This is a genomic window from Rheinheimera marina (assembly GCF_042654345.1).
GTDB lineage: Bacteria > Pseudomonadota > Gammaproteobacteria > Enterobacterales > Alteromonadaceae > Pararheinheimera > Pararheinheimera marina.
The window spans coordinates 356391-371888 of record NZ_JBHSGB010000017.1 but is presented as its reverse complement, the minus strand read 5'-3'; the positions used below and the strand labels follow the sequence as shown (position 1 = coordinate 371888).

The following is a 15498-nucleotide window of genomic DNA, read 5'->3' as shown; positions in this document are numbered from 1 at the left end:
GGGGGGGGGCGGCTGTCGTGTCCATGTGTTTGAGGAACGAATTCATCAATATGCCAATTTATGCCGTAATCTGGCGCATTGGCAGCTTGCGGACTGCGTGACGCCGGTTTGCGCAGGGATCTGGTCCGGCACAGGTCTGTACACCACCAGTCATGAAGGCAGCAGTGGCACTTTGTACTTCGCCGACACCAAAGCTGTCAGCGAATGCAAAGGGACGGTGGTGACTAACGCCCATCAGGCATACCGGCTGGATGATTATCTGGCAAAACAGCACTTTACCCCAACATTGATTGAATGTGGGCGCCCGGGATTTGCCTCGCATATCATTGCTGGCGCTGAGCAAACTATTAAATCACTGAAACCGAAGCTAATTCTGGTGGATTCGCCGTGGAATGACTGGCTTGCTCTGGTCAAGCAATGGGTGCCGCAATACAAGGTCTACTACACAGAAGCGGGCCGGAAAAATGCGGCTGCTTTTCTGTTAACGCTCTGACAATTCAGCCTGAAGGTACTTATGGAACAGCAGTTATTTTCACAGCAACTGGCCGACTTGCCGGTGGCGCCCATCGCTGCGCTCAGTGACCCGCAGTGTCAGGGACTCAGACTGATTGTGGCGGGTGAAACAGCCGCATCCGCACGAGCAGTGCAGCAACTGACTGCTGCGGGCGCCGAGATTATCGCCATATTCGGTGCCGACAGTGTTGTCGGTTGGGCTATCCCTCCCGACTGTGCTGAATTACTGGCGGCAGAAACCCGCTATGATGCATTGCTGCTGATCGGCCCGGCGGAGCTGATGTTGCTGGATATTTTTGCCGCATACCGTGAGCGGCTCAGGTTGTACCGGCCTGCATCAGACCCGCGCGAGCAGCAAAACTTGGCGTGGTTGTCGGATGAGGTGTCAAGACGGGTATTAACACAACAACTTTATTTGCTGCGCCACCACTGTTATCTGGACGGTTTTTCAGCCGAAGCTGGCGGACAATATACCCATCCGAAGGTGCATGCCGTCGCTGGCGAACAGATCTTGTGTATTGGCCCTTATCTGGGTAAACCGTTTCAGGCTTTTGCGTTGACCAGCGGCGGTCAGTTTCAGGCCCATTGTCTGGAAGCCAACCCATTTACTTATGCTGAACTGTGTATCAATCTGGTGAGCTGGGGTATGCATCAGCAGGTGCGACCAGTGTGTGCCGGCGCCTGGTCCAGCACCGGTATGGTGGCCTTTGCCAGTGAAGGTCACACCGGTGGTGGCAATGTGCTGGCGCTGGATGGCCATACTGCGTTGCAAGCCGGAGAGATTGATCTGGCTATATTCACTTATGCGGTGGATGACTACGTACGCGAGTCCGGTTTTGTGCCGACTTTGCTGGAAAGTGGCCGGATTGGCATTGCGACCGAAGTGGTGAAAGGTGCGAAAGAGACCATTTGCCGGCACAAACCGAAGCTGATCTTGCTGGACTACCCCCATACTGAAGCCATTGCGCTGATCAAACAATGGGTGCCTGAGTATCAGGTGTATTACAGCGAATGTGGCCGTGGCAGTTACGGCGTGTTCTTTTTGCAGATCTGACTGCGTTCAGATCTGGTGGCCAACATCCCGCTGCCGAGCTGCAGCCTTGCAAAAGTGTATGCCAGCGGGCTGGACCGCTGGCATGCTTTTAGGGATGTTCTCTCATCACAACCTGGTAATGACGATAGTACCGCCCTGGTCTGGCACCGGTACCTTAGCCAGTCTGCCGTGTTTGGTCTCGTAATCGGCCACAGCTTGTTTCACTCCCCGGAATTCAGCATGGTTGTAATCATGCAGCAGCAGATAACCGCCGGCGGCCAGACGGGGATAAAAGTACTCGATGGCGTTGTACATGGGCGTGTAGAGGTCGACATCAATCGACACTAACGCAAACTTATCTTCCAGTCCGTGCAGTGACTCAGGAAAAAAGCCCACTTTCGGTATACATTGCTCAGGATGTGGCATCCGTTGCATGACCAGTTCCACACTGGTATCGAGGAAGTTGTTGCTGCGCACAAAAAATGCTGCATCAGCGTAACCCTGTTCAATATCGGCCTCCCGTTCGGTTGGATTAAAACCGCTAAACGTATCAAACAGATACAAAGTTCTGTCTGGAAACAACGCATTAATGACTCTGGCGAAACTGCCGCGGAACACACCCACTTCGGCCAGATTACCACTGATATTTTGCTGACGGACTTGTTCTGCCAAAAGCTCCAGAAGTTTAAAGCGAACATAGTCGTATTCACTTTGGTACATCGCTTCCAGCCCGGCTGCGCCCTGATACGACATCGCCATGGAAGTATGAGCGACGAGCGGAAGTTCAGGATTATCATACTGGCGGAAGTGGCGTTCTGACTCGGCGTGGATCACGTCCAGCAGACACTTGTAGTAAACAAACTTGATTTTCTCTAGAGGAATATCCAGTGTCCTTAAAGTGTGAAAGGTCGCCGCGTATTCATTGGCCAGCACTACAACATCGAAATCCAGTGCGGTCAGTGCGGCCGGCGGTAGCACGGGTAAATCGTAAAGTGGCTTGCTGTTCTCGTTTGCATTGCTGTCGATAAATCCAAGCACCTGGTACTGCTGGCAGTAATTGTCATAGTAATTGCGCGCGCCGCTGCCGGTGCCGTAAATATAAATGCTGTTCATGTGGAATCCTTTTGATAAAACGTCTGTTTTGGGCTCTGTTTGAGTTTTGCAGAAGCTTTATTTCTGCAGCAATTGTTCCATATATTGGTGATAGACCAGCAGATCTGCAGTTGAGTCGACTTCCAGCCAGCCGCCCTGATGCAAGGCGGCATTTACTTCAATTCCGGCGTGAATCAGCAGCTGAAGAAAGTCCGTCATATACATCTGTCGCTGGCGGGCCGGCGGCAGCGCGTCATACTGCGCCAGCAACCTTTCGTGCACCGCAGCACTGCACTTCACCAGTCCGATATATTGCGCCTCAGCCTGGGATAACGACGTCATTTTTTGCCCCAGTTGCAGCACGCGCCTGCCGTCTGCTGCCAACTGAAAGGACTCAGCGTCGGTCAGCGGGTCTTCCATTCGCAGCTGCCAGAGTTGCTGCCAATCCAGGTCGGCCGCCACGACAACGTCTCCCTGTTGCCGCAGGACCGTCTGTAATACGCGGTCGTTATACACAATGTCGCCATAACAAATCAGCACATCCCGCTGTCCGTCGAAGTAGCCTCTGGCGCACATCAGCGAGAACAACATGTTGCTGCTGGCGTAGTCCGGATTGAAATACTGCGTAAAGCCATAGCGGTCAAACTGCTGCGACAGATACCCTGTGACCAGCACGATGTCATTGATGCCTGCATGGCCCAGCACTGCCAGCTGATGCTCTAGCAGGGGTTTGCCGGCGAGTTTGACCAGCGTTTTAGGGCAGTTGTCTGTATAAGGACGCAATCTGCTGCCTAGACCGGCAGCAAGAATAATGGCTTTCATTTAATGGATCAGACCTTTAATTAATTCAATGTCGGCGGGGTGATACTTCGACTCTCGTTCCGGATGCCACATAATGCCCTGAATAGCGAGTGTAGGATGGCGGATCGCTTTGATTACTCCATCGTGAGCTAAAGCCGTAACCTGCAATGGGGTGTTGTTTTGGCGACATCCCAGGTTATGGTAACTGTTGACATCACGCAGTTGTCCGTCAAACCGCAAAGCGCAGCGTGTGGCGACATGCCCTTCAATCTGTTGCAGTGGCTGACCAAAATGGTCCTGAATCAACTGCATTCCCCGACAGACTCCAAGTAGCGGTATGCCCTCGGTGATGCAATGAGCCAAGAGCCGCTTTTCAGTCAGGTCGCGTTCTGGCGCATCGCCTTGGTAAATGCTCAGTGAGTTGCCGCCTGTAAAAATAACTGCCGCGGGTTTGAGTTGTTGCACTAATGCTATCGCTGAATTGGGAGCGTTTGGCAGCAACAGTGGAATGGCTTCACACTGCCAGAGCAGTTGCGACCAGCGTTGGTCCAGGCTATCGCGCCGCTCGTGATAAGCGGCTACTTCATCAACTCTTTGACTGATAGCAACCAGTTTCATCGGATCATGTCCACTTTTCGGCTTTGACAATCAATGTGTAGCAGCCTTGCTTGCTGCCAGTGCCGGAACCACCATTCGCCAGCGCCGATAATGGCAGGGATCCCCAGTTCTTGTGCCCGGATCGCCATATGGGAATTGCAGCCTCCATACTGGGTAACCAAGCCGGCTATCTGATGGGAAAATAACCAGTCATAACCGGGATCTGCTGCCTCAATAAATACAATAGTTTGTTTTAACGCTTCGGGTGAGAGCGAGGTGCAAACTGGCGCCGTCACCGCCTTATTGGTGATGTAGTTGGGTTCGTCAGCCTGTAACTGGTAATAACAGGCATCGGTCGACGACCGGATCAAGGCGGGCAACTTAATTTGTTGGCACATCTGAAAATAAGTTTGCCCAAGCGCGATGCTACTGCTTAGTGTCGCGTGTGCACTGTGGCTGGTTGACTGTAAACGCAGAATGTCTTTGATATCTGAGTAAGCCAGTTCAGAGCGACTAAAGCCGAGTTGTGAGCCAAGCGCATCTATCAGTTCCAGCGTGTCACTCAGGCTTCGGGAAAATACAAACTTACTGTATTCACGGGCTTCAATGGCGTGTTTGATGAAATTAAACAACGCGACAGCGTCACACTGTAAGCCGTAATGTTTAAGCTGTTGATTGATTGCGTTTAATTGTGCTAGTGACAGCGAAAACTCTGGCATTTGGTGTTTGTCGTCATGCTCAGCAGAAAAGTACTTAGCAGGGTCCTTGTCGTACCGGGGGGAATTGATGTCGTAGGTGCCTGGACGCAGGTGGCCATATTTTTCAATAAATTCACTAGCCTGTAGCTTCTGTTTATCAGCCAGCATCAGTGAACTGACGGTGGTCAAACCTGACATAAATGCATGGTAATTTTCGGTGCTGAGCAGACCGCTGTCCCGCATTGAATTGAGCAGCTGGATAGCGATAAAGCCCGCTCGGGCCAGACCTGCAAAGGGCAGGGTGCCGTAGCGTTTGCAGTCCTGAATCAGCCAGTAAATTTTGTCTATTTTGTTCAGGTCTGATTGGATGATGGTTTGTTGACGCCGGGATAACTCTTCAATCCTCGCTACATCAATGGCATATACACCTTGTTGGTCAGCCATGATGTTTGAGGTCAGTTGAATCAGCGCCTGGCCTATGCACTGACTTTCCTGTTCAGTAAATCCTTGGTGTTGCAACTCTTCCAGTCGCTGGTCGAGATCAAAGCTGAAGCAGGAGAGCACAATTTTGAATTCGACCTTATCGTGTAGCGCCGGAGTGGCATGAAGCTGCCGCAGGTAATGATTGACTAACTTTTCTGCAAGTGGTTCTGGCAGACTGGCTGGGACAAAAGAATTAAAACTGACTCTGATGTCAACAAATGGAGTCCCCCCCAGTACCAGCAGCAATGGATGGTCCTGTACATCGCGATAACCGTAATTATGTCGTTGGGTCGCCCAAACCCGGTCTGTGACCAGCTCTTTATACAAAGAAAGCGCCAGTGGTTTGGGCTTAGTCCCAATAATTTCAGCCGGATTCCAGTCAGGCATTACACCGAACATGGTGAAATTGCCAAGCAAGTAAGGGTGGCGTTGTTGTAAACGTTGGAGTTTTTTGGAAATGCAGGCGAGCTCCAGCTGATAGTCTGCAGCGTTGACGGATGTGGTCTGAGTCTGCATTGTTGCCCTTAACACTAAGGGTCTGAGTTGCAGCAACACTAATTGTTCACCACTAAATGCAAATTCAAGGTCCAACGGCTGAGCTGGGTATAATTCCGCCAACTCACTAAACAGGATAATCAGCTGTTGTTGCCACTGCGCTTCTGGCGTGCTGCCATGGCGAACATACCAGCTCTGTATCGAAGCATCTGCCCCGGACGTCACACTGTCTGTGCTGCCGCTGAAGTCAATACTGAATACGTAGTAGGGCGCACCTGTGTTTGGTTCTGTGTTAAAGGCTACGCCTGCGCCAGCGACTTGCGACAACATAGGTTGGAGCAGAACCTGGTCTTCAGATTGTGGTGTACCGTAGGATGCAAAAACCTGAGTAATCGCTTTGCTTAGCGCCTGTTCATTCACCGGAATATTTAACAATGACAAATACTTTCCGGCGTTACTTTGCAGTTCAGTGTCTTCGTTCAGACAACTTGACCGTACCGCCACCATGCCGCTGAACTGCTGTACTATCTGATTGAGGCAGGATTCAGGTGACGACAACCAATTGGATAAACTGACTGTTAGCTGCGGTAACATCACAGCACTCTGCAATTTTCCTTGCAGGCTGGCTAAGGTGTTGGCTTTGGACGGCGCTTTTAGAGCCATGGCAGAGGCGGGGTTACTGGTCATGGGCGCCTCCGGCGCTTTGCGGTCGTTGCAAAATCTGAGGAAAACGGACATTGAGTTGCTCGAAAATATGCTGACTGATCGCACTAATGCTGTCTGGGCCCTGCTCATTTAGCAGCACCAAGTCTGCATGTTGTGGCTCTTCAATCGCTAAATCGAGGCCTGGCATCTGAGCATGCTGGCCATCGGTATAACGCTGGTACAATTGTTTAGGATCGCGCTGGTGCCGGACCTGCGCTGATACCTTTAAATACACTTCAAAATACCGACTGATGTGGTCACGGTTCCATTGCCGGACTTCATGAAACATACTGATAGTGGGTACTATAACCAGGTGGCCCTGTTCACTAAGCATAGCGGCAAGGCGGGCATATATATAGGAACCCCGCAGTCGACTGGCGATGTCAAATTGCCAGTTTGGATCAGAAATCGCCGCTCTAACCTTGTCACCATCGAGTTGAACAGGGTAAATCCCTCGCTGCTGATAAAGCTTTATCAGTTCAATCGCGATCGTACTTTTACCTGCACCGGACAGACCGGTTAACCAAAGCACATGCCCTTTAATTGCTTCTGTCAAAATGATGTACTCCGATAGGTCGCTTAGGATCAAAGCGTTTAGACAGTTTATGTATGGTCAATGCTCTGAGTAACGGATGCATAACATAACATGGCCTGTCGCTGGGACTGCTTATCAATGGCGGAGGTGGTGTTGGCGCTGGAATCGCCGCTCCGAAGGAAGACCACTGCAGGAGCAGACTGTTTAGGGTTTGAGCCCTTATCCAGGGGTCCACCACATAATCAATAAAACTGCAGCTGAGCAGCGGCTCCGCCATATTAATGGCAAAATGGCGGCACATCAGTGGTTCACCAGCGTCCAGTTCAGCGGTCATAAAAAAAGCGGTCGCGGCCAGGCTGTTATCGTGGAGCAAGCTGTAATAGAAGCATGTGCTACCCCTGACTTCAGGTAGCTGGCCAGGATGAATATGTAAGAACCTTAACCCAGCATCAAACAGCGCAGGCTTGATAATGCCCCCGCCACTGAACAACCATGTGTGGATTCCCGTACTGAGTAAGAGATCTAACAGTCCTTCGTCGTTGATACTGGTAAATTCTGTGTCGTACAACGGAATGTCGGTGCTGCGACAGAAACTGTATTCGTCCAGCGAGGCGTCAATGTACTGAGCGGCTAGCGGGTGAGACTGCAAAAAAGAAGTCGCGTTTTCTGCATAGGGATTTTTCAGTCGGACTACACAGGCGGGCTTGTAATTTCGCTGTCTGAGTGTCTGCAGGTAAGCCAGGGAGCGGGCTCCTGGCATCGCAATAAAACCCAGTTCAGAAGGTCGGTTCATCATAGATCTGCTTAATGAGACTGAGTTGTCGGTTAAGAATTGCCTGGAGTTGAGGAAGCTGAATGAGTAAATCTATAGGAAATTTCAGCAAATGATCGGTCAATCTGATTGCGCTGTTCAAAGAATTAAGATCATGCGCCTCACTGTATTCATCGGTTAGCTTGGCTATGACTAATACGGTCAAAAAAGCCAGCTGTACGGGCGACAAGCTTCGAATGACAGGCTGATTACGGACGAACAAATCCTGACGAATAATAAAACGTTTCTCCAATGCTCTTATGCTGGCGGGTTCTTTCAGCCAGGTGAGTAACTGAGGAGGTAATTCAGCCGAAGGGTCGGCTGAATTTGTTGTCAGCTGTAGCAGTAACTGATGCCTGCTGGTATGGAAGACATGCAATGGCTGAAGTGTGTCTACAGCGGGGTAAAGCTGTTCATGGCGACCCTCACTACTTAATGATAGCGAAGGACTGTGCATGTTCGATATTTCTTGGTTGTTGCCTGTGGCTGTCATGCAGTACTGCCCGTATCTACGGTAATGGTGGTACCAGTCACCGCACTGGCCTGTGTACTGAGCAAGTACACTACAGCGCCTGCGGCGTCATCCGGAGTGGCCAGCCGGCCCAGCGGGCTACGCCGTTTAATGCTATCCAGTTTATCGCCCTGCAGGCTTTGGGTCATGTCGGTTTGCATGTAGCCAGGCGCCACGCAGTTCACGGTAATACCGGCTTTACCGGTCTCGCGGGCAAGCGATTTGCTGAATCCTTCAAGCCCGGCTTTGCTGGCTGCATACACGCTAAGGCCATTAAAACCAGTGCGGGCTATAATGGACGAGATATTGACGATACGGCCACGCTGGTTCAGCAGCATGGGGCGTAGCAAGTATTTACACAACAGAATAGGGGCTTGCAGATTGAGTTTTAATAAAGCATCTATTTCGCTGTTGTGCATGGTAGCAAGCACACCGTCGTAGCCGACTGCTGCGTTGTTTACCAGCGCATAAGGCCGGCCATACTGCTTAACCCAGTGGTTACACAGACCCTGGATCTGCTCCAGATTGCTCAGGTCGGCATGTTCAAGAGACAAGGCTGGTTGCTGAGCTGCCAGAGTCAGCAAGGCGTCAGGCTGAGTGCGTGAAATGGCCAACACCCGATAACCGGCATTGAGTAATTGCCTGCATAGTGCCAGGCCCAAACCCCGGCTGGCGCCTGTGATTACAACCAGTTCAGACATTGTGTTTCGCACTCCTGTTTAGTTTTCCGCTAAGTCCTGTCGTCAGGCACTCCACCCAATTAAAACGGGTGGGGATCTGATAGCGCTGCAGATGCTTCAGGCAATGGCTCAGTAGCTGCTTTTGTAAAGCCGTGGTCTCAGCACCTGTTTCAGCCACCAGATCGGCCACGACCAACTGCCCTAGAAGGCTGCTGGCTTTACCGTAAACATGCACCTGTGCCACACCCGGGACCTGCAATAACAGTTGCTCTACCTGTTCCGGGTGTACCTTATTGCCACCGACATTAATAATACCGCCAGCCCGGCCAAGAAAGAGCACCCGGTCGCCCTGAAGCACAGCCAAATCTTCTGAATCAATAAAACCTTCATCATTCAGCCGGGCTGGCGGGAGATTGACCGGCCGGTAGCGGGGTTTTAGCCATAGATGGCTGGTTTCATCCAACCGGAATTCAATACCATGAATACCACTCTGCAACCATTGTGCCGGAAAGCCTGCTCGCCGGTCTGTTACCGCAAAACCAACGCCAGCTTCTGTAGAGGCATAGATATGCATAATACGGGCAGTTGGAAACAACGTGCTGAGTCGGTCCAGTAGTTGCTGATCGGCAATTTCGCCGCCCAGCGTTAAATGACTGAGTCTGAGCGCATCCAGTTTCCCGGTCAGCAACAATTGCCGCCACATGGAAGGTGTTGCTGATACCGCGCTGACTGCATATTTCTGCATGTTATCCAGTTTTAAATAAGCGTCACCACTGGAGCAGTCACTCAGGCTGGCACCAGACAACAGACTTTGCAGCACCACCTGCAAACCAGCAAAACGGAATGGCTGATAACACAAGGCCCAGCACAGCTGTGTGTTGGCGTCGGAGCTTTTCACTGCCTGGGTCAGACTGGCCATGCGGTGGCCTATCCATTTTGGGGTTCCCGTGGTGCCTGAGGTGGCAATAAACCATTGGGTGTCCTGATGGACGCTGTCTGGTGTTGCGACGGTCGCTCTTGTCAGTGGAAGTGCAGGTTCAGGTAGCGGAAGCGCTGATTCCGGCTGCAGATAAACCGCAGTGCAGTATCCATCTAAAGCCAGCAGGTGGCAGATAAAATCCTGCAAATTGACATAAGGCAATACCACAGCCTGGCCAGCCAGGTGCGGATAACTCATCCTGAGCTGTTCTGCTTGCTCTAACAAAGCAGTAAATGTCAGGGGAGACTCAGACCGGAGTGCTGTATTGTTAAAGGAAAGCTGTTGTAACTGGTGGAGCAGACTCACGGCTTTTTCCACATTACTGCTGCGCTGTCGCCTGACGGTAAATACCGACAAACTCAGCAAAGGTAGAGGGGTAGACCGCAATCATCATCTGACTGAACGGGTCTATGCCTAAAGTTTCTTCAAGTTGAGCCACCAGCATGGCAAAACCTAACGAATCGAGCCCGCTTTGCAGTAACACGGTCTCATCAGTGATTGGTGTCACCAACTGGCATTGGGTGAGCTCGGCCACTTGCTGCATGGCATCCCGGATCTGTTGTTCAATATCCACGTTGTTTTCTCTTAGTCGGTAAAAGTAATAAGGGCTGCCGCTTCCCGGATAGCCGGAGGCAATTTATGCAGAATGCGCTGGCGTTCCTGTTGCCATTTTTGCACAGGATAGCTGAAGCAATGCACCTGATAAACCTCCTGATCTCTGAATCCGCCTTGTCGGCATGAATCTTCATCATATTCAAAAAGCTGGTGCAGTTTCAGCACATTCTTATTCAATGACAGCACTTCGGCATACAGTGTCTGAATATCGGCCTGAGAAGCCGCATAGTCCAGAGCCGCTATTTCAAGCAGCAGGCCAGAGCCGGGCCACACTTGTGTTTCCCCCAAATAGCAGCCCCATTCCAGGCTATGGTCAGTTTTTTTGCTGAAATTCAGCACGCCAATGGCTTTATCGTTTTGGTAAAACACAAAAAAAGCTCTGTCGGAACGCCCTTTAATGTCAGCAAACCAAGCCTGATGTTGTTCGAAGCTTATTTCTGCATCCTGATGCATCATACGCCGGATATGGGGCTGATTGCGCCAACTCAGCACCAGCTCAGATTCCTGTGCCGTCAGTGGGCTGAAGCGGCTGAGCGGATAAAACCGGGTTTGTGTCATATCACAGCATATCCCAGTGGGTGGCTGTGCCTTTTTTGGCAGCTGTTTTAATGGCTTTCCCCAGCAACATCGGCAGGTATTTCGGTGGCAGGCCCATGCCCGGTCGCACCGACCGCAGATTCTGTTCGGTGAAAATATCCCCGGCCTGCATATCTTCGGCAATATACAAGGACCGGCGGAACTTGCGTGACGCCTGCTCTTTTTCTGTACCGCCGTAGGTGACACGGCCTAAAGCCACCGCCGCTCTGTGACATTCGGTGACCAGCGCTTTAAACTCAACTGGTTCCAATGAAAACTCTGCGTCTACGCCCCCTTCACTGCGGTCCAGTACAAAGTGTTTTTCAATCACAGTGGCGCCGAGTACCGTACTGGCGACAGCTACACCTATTCCTGCTGTGTGATCAGACAAACCCACCAGGCAATCGAACAGAGCGGCCAAGTGAGGGATAGTGAGTAAATTCGCATCCACAGGGTCGGCAGGGTAGTGACTGGTGCATTTAAGCAGAATCAACTCTTTGCAGCCATGCTCCCTCAACACCTGCACCGATTCAGCCAGCTCTGTTTGTGTGGCCATGCCAGTGGACATGATCACAGGTTTGCCGGTTTGGGCGACGGCGGCCAGCAAGGTATGATCGCTGTTCTCAAAGGACGCAATCTTATAACAAGGCACATTCAAACCCTCCAGAAACTCAACTGCCTTCCAATCAAAAGGAGTACTGAAGGCCAGCATGCCATGCGCCTTGGCCCGCTCGAATAAGGGCTGATGCCATTCCCATGGTGTCATCGCCTGCTGATAAAGGCTATACAGCGAGCGGCCCTGCCACAGATTTCCTTCATCATGGATTACAAAATCGCCTTCGTGCAGATCCAGGGTCATGCTGTCAGCTGTATAGGTTTGAAGTTTAATGGCATCCGCACCACACGCTGCCGCAGCATCGATCATCGCCAGTGCTTTTTCCAGCGATTGATCGTGATTGCCTGACAGCTCTGCAATGATAAAAGGTTTTTCTGTCGGGCCAATTTTGCGGTTACCAATGTAAAAATCGTGCATTAAGACCTCATCAATTCAGTAATTGCCCGGACGACGGCGGGCGTACCAGCATCGCGGGGCACCAGCGCGTTGGCTTGGCTGGCCATCTGGTGTAACAGTGCCTTGTTGTTCCAGCTGTCCATGATGGCTCGGGCAAGCAACTCTTTGGTTTGGCTGACCGCATCCCCCAGCCAGATACAAGCGCCAAGGCTATGTAGAAATCGAGTTGTGAGCCGCTGATTTTCTGCAACAGTGATCACCAGGGCTGGCAGGCTACTGTAGCAACGTTCCCAGTGAGTACTGCCGCCAGCTCCTAGCATAATTTTTGCGCTTTGCATTAATTTAGCCATGTAGTCACATTGCTGATGAAACTGCCAGAGCGGCTCTTTTGCACAACGTTGTCGAACGAGCTCCGCTTGCGGGTAAGCTTGCCCAACCACTATATCGGCGGCAATACTCAGCGGCTTTAGTGTTTCCAGCGCGTCCAGCGCCATCAATGTCAGGTTATCGGGGTCGGTGCCGCCAAAATTTACCAGCAAACGGCTGCGTTCTGCGCTGCCAGCCTGATAAAACTCAGGCCTGAGCAGTGCATATTCAGGCCCTAGCAGCTGTCGGCAGTCTGACGAAACCAAAGCGGAATAACGTTCTGATGAGTCCGGTAACAGGTTCTGATCCAGCAGCAGATCGGCATCGTGCTTGCGGTTGGCCAGATCGTCAATCACCATAATCTGTCTGGCTTTGGCGCGCATCCGGCTGGTATAGCTTTCGCCAAGCCGGTAATGATCCACCACCAATAAATCCACAGCCTCAACCAGAAAAGCCAGGCAGCGCTCAGCATCGGTCGTTTCATCTGTGTCTGGCGCAAGCAACTGCACCTTGAAGCCCTGAGCCTGTACCAGTGCCGTCAGATGACCGGGCAAATCCTGACAAATAAACCCGCAGTCAAACCCTTGTTGATCTAAGGCCTGCGCCAGTGTCAGGCAGCGCATCAGATGGCCTGAGCCTGTCTGAATTGACGCATCCACCCGAAATATCACCTTCATGGGGCTGGAGCCTGTTTCAGCAACTGATACAGCAGTTCGGCGCGGTGCCAGTCGTCCGGGGTATCAATGTCCTGCACCAGATGATGTGGCAACACCAGCATTTTAGTATTGGGGCCAAACAGTGTCTGTGATGCCTTTAGCCAGGCTTCAGAACGGCCCCAGTACAGTTGGCCTGCATCGTGAAATGTTTCTGCTAAATCTTGTGAACGTTTACCGATGCTCTGTGGGTCAAAAGGTATGACTCCTCCCTGCTGGCTTTGTAACAAGGCTCGTTGAATCGGAAAAGAAAAGCGGGCAGCGGTAAACACATAGTCAGCCTGGGTGCTGACTAGCTGTTCGTACGCCAGCCGGATCGTCGCGCCGCTGAGCAGGGGAGTTGTTGCATAAATACAGGCGCAGTGACTGATGTCCCAGCCTGAAGCTAACAAACGTTGCAGTGTGTCTCGGATCACTTCAGTGGTCCCTGTGTGATCATCTGCCAGTTCGGCAGGTCGTAAAAAGGGCACTTCGGCTCCATAATGCAAAGCGATGTCTGCTATTTCTTCGTCATCGGTCGAGACCACTACTTTATCGGCTACACCACTGTCCAGAGCGGCCTGAATAGGGTAAGCCAGCATGGGTTGTCCGCAAAATAACTTGATGTTCTTACGCGGAATACGTTTGCTGCCACCCCGGGCAGGGATAATTGCCAGCCTCATCGCCCTCTCCGAGTTTGCTGCATTAATTAAATTGACTCAACAGCTCTGCCAACTCAAACTGAAGGTAGTCTGCTAACCCCAGCCAATCATGCCGCTCCTGACACTCCCGAATGCTTTTCACTAGTTGAAGCAAATGCAGGGTCTTTTCCGCGTCTTGTCCTTCGACGCTTTGGATCAAGGCTTCTACCAATGCGGGAAGCGCTTGTTGAGCCTGAATATTGTGGCCAATTCGAAAGTTGGCTGCAATGTCGTTGCATGCATTCAGAAAGTGTTCGGTGACCATGCTCATGGAAACAACTCCGGGAAATAGGTGGTCCCTTGGATCTGCGCTCCGGCCTTGGAAGAGTTATAAAAACGAACCGTCGGAAATTGCCGAATGTACCGCTCAACGCCAATCAAGTAACTTTGCAGGTTGCGCAAGGTTTTCACTTTTTCTCCATAACCATTTAATGTCCAGTCACGAGTCTGGTTCACTCTAAGACCCAAAGCCCCATCTTGCCAGGAGGCGTGTGTTTTATCATTTGCAAACGCAAAATCAGCCCCAAACAACACTATGTGTTTTCCTCCCATTTTCACGGCCAAATCCAGAGCAGGATGTATCACACTACCATGAATAAACAGGGAGTCTGCTGTCAGAGTTTGCTGCAATTCAGCAAATGCCTGCGAAGCGTTTAAGGCGATGTAGCGTGGCCCTGGCCAATGTTCCAATACTTGAGTCTGTGACAACGGGAAGTACACCAGGCCAACTCGTGAAGATACTGGGATTGACAAAAGCCGTGGTAGACTAATTTTGACGTCAAGGGTTACAACATAATCTGGCTCAATACCGTGTTGCAGCAAAGGTTGTAACGCCGTATCAACGGCAATCAGTAATGGCCTGCGATGCTCCGTTTGTTGCCTTTGGGATAGATAATCGAAGTGTTGTTCAAGCGATGGGCCAGATGCAATAACGAACACCTGCTGCTCAGGCGGAACCGATGCATAAAGTTGCTGCACCAACGCATCATTGCTCCAGAATGGCTGGTTATCGAGAATTCTATGTGCGTAAACATCAGTTTCTTGTTGAATGTGCTTATTGCTATAGGCTATATCGCCTTGGGCAATCAAACGCTCTTTAATTTTGACATTCATATCGCTGACCAGAACGAGATCGGCTGGTAACGCGATATGTGGAAAGCGAAGCTCTTGATGATCTGCGGCAAAATGAAGGCTGACTCTGGGGTCATTTAGCCAAAAGCTCTGATCAATCAGTTGGATCACCAACAAAAATATATGTTCACTGAGGATATGAACATTGAGTTGTGTTAACGCGAGACGTTGCAGCAATTCGCGCTGTACGTCGCCAAGGCCAGTGCCGTAAAGCTCAATAATTGGGCTTTCTTCAGCAATTTGTCTGGCTTGCAGTTCAGCTTCGGCTTGTCGATTGTGGCGGCTGGTCAACTGAACGCCATTAATAAGCAGGGTACTGTCTTGGCCATCTAGCACATTCAGGGTATCCAGCGACGGAGAGATTGCGCTAAGTCGTTGATGTAACTCTGGCCATCGCCGCGCAATAATGCTCAGATTTTGCTGATAACACTCATTCATCTTAAATCAGGTACCTATTCTGACGCTGTGTTGC

Annotated in this window: 18 protein-coding genes; 2 read left to right on the top strand and 16 right to left on the bottom strand. The window is 51.1% G+C overall.

The annotated features are described in order from the left end of the window. Both ACFO3I_RS18065 and ACFO3I_RS18060 read left to right on the top strand, forming a co-directional pair. On the top strand, window positions 1–493 hold a 493-nt coding region (locus ACFO3I_RS18065; RefSeq protein WP_377336470.1), incomplete at its 5' end, for a class I SAM-dependent methyltransferase. A 21-nt stretch (window positions 494–514) separates the two neighbouring features. Then, window positions 515–1567: a hypothetical protein gene (locus ACFO3I_RS18060; RefSeq protein WP_377336468.1), complete on the top strand. Its 1053-nt coding sequence runs from the start codon at window positions 515–517 to the stop codon at window positions 1565–1567. A 105-nt stretch (window positions 1568–1672) separates the two neighbouring features. Here the strand turns inward: ACFO3I_RS18060 and ACFO3I_RS18055 are convergent, their stop codons facing one another. The 16 genes from ACFO3I_RS18055 to ACFO3I_RS17980 all read right to left on the bottom strand — a co-directional run bounded on the left by ACFO3I_RS18055 (window position 1673) and on the right by ACFO3I_RS17980 (window position 15464). Beyond that, window positions 1673–2659, bottom strand: coding sequence for a TylF/MycF/NovP-related O-methyltransferase (locus tag ACFO3I_RS18055; protein ID WP_377336466.1), 987 nt, complete (start codon window positions 2657–2659; stop codon window positions 1673–1675). 57 nt (window positions 2660–2716) lie between these two features. After that, complete coding sequence (locus ACFO3I_RS18050) at window positions 2717–3460, bottom strand: phosphocholine cytidylyltransferase family protein (protein ID WP_377336464.1); 744 nt, start codon at window positions 3458–3460, stop codon at window positions 2717–2719. After that, the gene (locus tag ACFO3I_RS18045; RefSeq protein ID WP_377336462.1) at window positions 3461–4057 is read right to left on the bottom strand and encodes a gamma-glutamyl-gamma-aminobutyrate hydrolase family protein; all 597 of its coding nucleotides are present in this window, start codon (window positions 4055–4057) and stop codon (window positions 3461–3463) included. Next, window positions 4054–6399: a PEP-utilizing enzyme gene (locus ACFO3I_RS18040; RefSeq protein ID WP_377336460.1), complete on the bottom strand. Its 2346-nt coding sequence runs from the start codon at window positions 6397–6399 to the stop codon at window positions 4054–4056. The genes ACFO3I_RS18045 and ACFO3I_RS18040 overlap by 4 nt, the downstream gene beginning before the upstream one ends. Then, complete coding sequence (locus tag ACFO3I_RS18035; protein ID WP_377336458.1) at window positions 6389–6973, bottom strand: adenylyl-sulfate kinase; 585 nt, start codon at window positions 6971–6973, stop codon at window positions 6389–6391. Before ACFO3I_RS18035 ends, ACFO3I_RS18040 begins: the two co-directional genes overlap by 11 nt. After that, a complete protein-coding gene (locus ACFO3I_RS18030; protein ID WP_377336456.1) occupies window positions 6957–7745 on the bottom strand; it encodes a formyl transferase in 789 nt (262 codons plus the stop codon). The genes ACFO3I_RS18035 and ACFO3I_RS18030 overlap by 17 nt, the downstream gene beginning before the upstream one ends. Beyond that, a complete protein-coding gene (locus ACFO3I_RS18025) occupies window positions 7729–8256 on the bottom strand; it encodes a hypothetical protein (RefSeq protein WP_377336454.1) in 528 nt (175 codons plus the stop codon). Before ACFO3I_RS18025 ends, ACFO3I_RS18030 begins: the two co-directional genes overlap by 17 nt. Then, window positions 8253–8975 (bottom strand): SDR family NAD(P)-dependent oxidoreductase, encoded by a 723-nt coding sequence (locus ACFO3I_RS18020; protein WP_377336452.1) that lies wholly within the window; start codon window positions 8973–8975, stop codon window positions 8253–8255. The genes ACFO3I_RS18025 and ACFO3I_RS18020 overlap by 4 nt, the downstream gene beginning before the upstream one ends. Beyond that, a complete protein-coding gene (locus ACFO3I_RS18015) occupies window positions 8968–10131 on the bottom strand; it encodes an AMP-binding protein (RefSeq protein WP_377336449.1) in 1164 nt (387 codons plus the stop codon). The genes ACFO3I_RS18020 and ACFO3I_RS18015 overlap by 8 nt, the downstream gene beginning before the upstream one ends. 121 nt (window positions 10132–10252) lie before the next feature. Beyond that, entirely contained in the window at window positions 10253–10507 is a 255-nt protein-coding gene (locus ACFO3I_RS18010; RefSeq protein WP_377336447.1) for an acyl carrier protein, read from the bottom strand. An 11-nt stretch (window positions 10508–10518) separates the two neighbouring features. Continuing rightward, on the bottom strand, window positions 10519–11106 hold the full coding sequence (gene pseH / locus ACFO3I_RS18005) for a UDP-4-amino-4,6-dideoxy-N-acetyl-beta-L-altrosamine N-acetyltransferase (RefSeq protein ID WP_377336445.1): 588 nt from the start codon (window positions 11104–11106) through the stop codon (window positions 10519–10521). A gap of 1 nt (window position 11107) precedes the next feature. Then, a complete protein-coding gene (gene pseI / locus ACFO3I_RS18000; RefSeq protein ID WP_377336443.1) occupies window positions 11108–12157 on the bottom strand; it encodes a pseudaminic acid synthase in 1050 nt (349 codons plus the stop codon). Next, complete coding sequence (gene pseG / locus ACFO3I_RS17995; protein WP_377336441.1) at window positions 12157–13179, bottom strand: UDP-2,4-diacetamido-2,4,6-trideoxy-beta-L-altropyranose hydrolase; 1023 nt, start codon at window positions 13177–13179, stop codon at window positions 12157–12159. Before pseG ends, pseI begins: the two co-directional genes overlap by 1 nt. Then, window positions 13176–13877: a pseudaminic acid cytidylyltransferase gene (gene pseF, locus ACFO3I_RS17990; RefSeq protein ID WP_377336439.1), complete on the bottom strand. Its 702-nt coding sequence runs from the start codon at window positions 13875–13877 to the stop codon at window positions 13176–13178. Before pseF ends, pseG begins: the two co-directional genes overlap by 4 nt. A 22-nt stretch (window positions 13878–13899) precedes the next feature. Continuing rightward, window positions 13900–14166: a hypothetical protein gene (locus ACFO3I_RS17985; RefSeq protein ID WP_377336437.1), complete on the bottom strand. Its 267-nt coding sequence runs from the start codon at window positions 14164–14166 to the stop codon at window positions 13900–13902. After that, window positions 14163–15464 carry a motility associated factor glycosyltransferase family protein gene (locus tag ACFO3I_RS17980; RefSeq protein ID WP_377336435.1) on the bottom strand — a complete coding sequence of 434 codons (1302 nt, stop codon included), beginning with the start codon at window positions 15462–15464 and terminating at the stop codon, window positions 14163–14165. Before ACFO3I_RS17980 ends, ACFO3I_RS17985 begins: the two co-directional genes overlap by 4 nt. Window positions 15465–15498 lie beyond the last annotated feature (34 nt).

Excerpts from the sequence above, each read along its gene's own strand:
- ACFO3I_RS18040 (WP_377336460.1), bottom strand. The coding sequence starts at position 6,399 with ATGACCAGTAACCCCGCCTCTGCCATGGCTCTAAAAGCGCCGTCCAAA.
- ACFO3I_RS17985 (WP_377336437.1), bottom strand. The coding sequence starts at position 14,166 with ATGAGCATGGTCACCGAACACTTTCTGAATGCATGCAACGACATTGCA.
- pseG (WP_377336441.1), bottom strand. The coding sequence starts at position 13,179 with ATGAAGGTGATATTTCGGGTGGATGCGTCAATTCAGACAGGCTCAGGC.
- ACFO3I_RS17980 (WP_377336435.1), bottom strand. The coding sequence starts at position 15,464 with ATGAATGAGTGTTATCAGCAAAATCTGAGCATTATTGCGCGGCGATGG.
- ACFO3I_RS18030 (WP_377336456.1), bottom strand. The coding sequence starts at position 7,745 with ATGAACCGACCTTCTGAACTGGGTTTTATTGCGATGCCAGGAGCCCGC.
- ACFO3I_RS18020 (WP_377336452.1), bottom strand. The coding sequence starts at position 8,975 with ATGTCTGAACTGGTTGTAATCACAGGCGCCAGCCGGGGTTTGGGCCTG.
- ACFO3I_RS18025 (WP_377336454.1), bottom strand. The coding sequence starts at position 8,256 with ATGACAGCCACAGGCAACAACCAAGAAATATCGAACATGCACAGTCCT.
- ACFO3I_RS18060 (WP_377336468.1), top strand. The coding sequence starts at position 515 with ATGGAACAGCAGTTATTTTCACAGCAACTGGCCGACTTGCCGGTGGCG.
- pseI (WP_377336443.1), bottom strand. The coding sequence starts at position 12,157 with ATGCACGATTTTTACATTGGTAACCGCAAAATTGGCCCGACAGAAAAA.
- ACFO3I_RS18015 (WP_377336449.1), bottom strand. The coding sequence starts at position 10,131 with ATGAGTTATCCGCACCTGGCTGGCCAGGCTGTGGTATTGCCTTATGTC.
- ACFO3I_RS18045 (WP_377336462.1), bottom strand. The coding sequence starts at position 4,057 with ATGAAACTGGTTGCTATCAGTCAAAGAGTTGATGAAGTAGCCGCTTAT.
- pseH (WP_377336445.1), bottom strand. The coding sequence starts at position 11,106 with ATGACACAAACCCGGTTTTATCCGCTCAGCCGCTTCAGCCCACTGACG.
- ACFO3I_RS18055 (WP_377336466.1), bottom strand. The coding sequence starts at position 2,659 with ATGAACAGCATTTATATTTACGGCACCGGCAGCGGCGCGCGCAATTAC.
- pseF (WP_377336439.1), bottom strand. The coding sequence starts at position 13,877 with ATGAGGCTGGCAATTATCCCTGCCCGGGGTGGCAGCAAACGTATTCCG.
- ACFO3I_RS18050 (WP_377336464.1), bottom strand. The coding sequence starts at position 3,460 with ATGAAAGCCATTATTCTTGCTGCCGGTCTAGGCAGCAGATTGCGTCCT.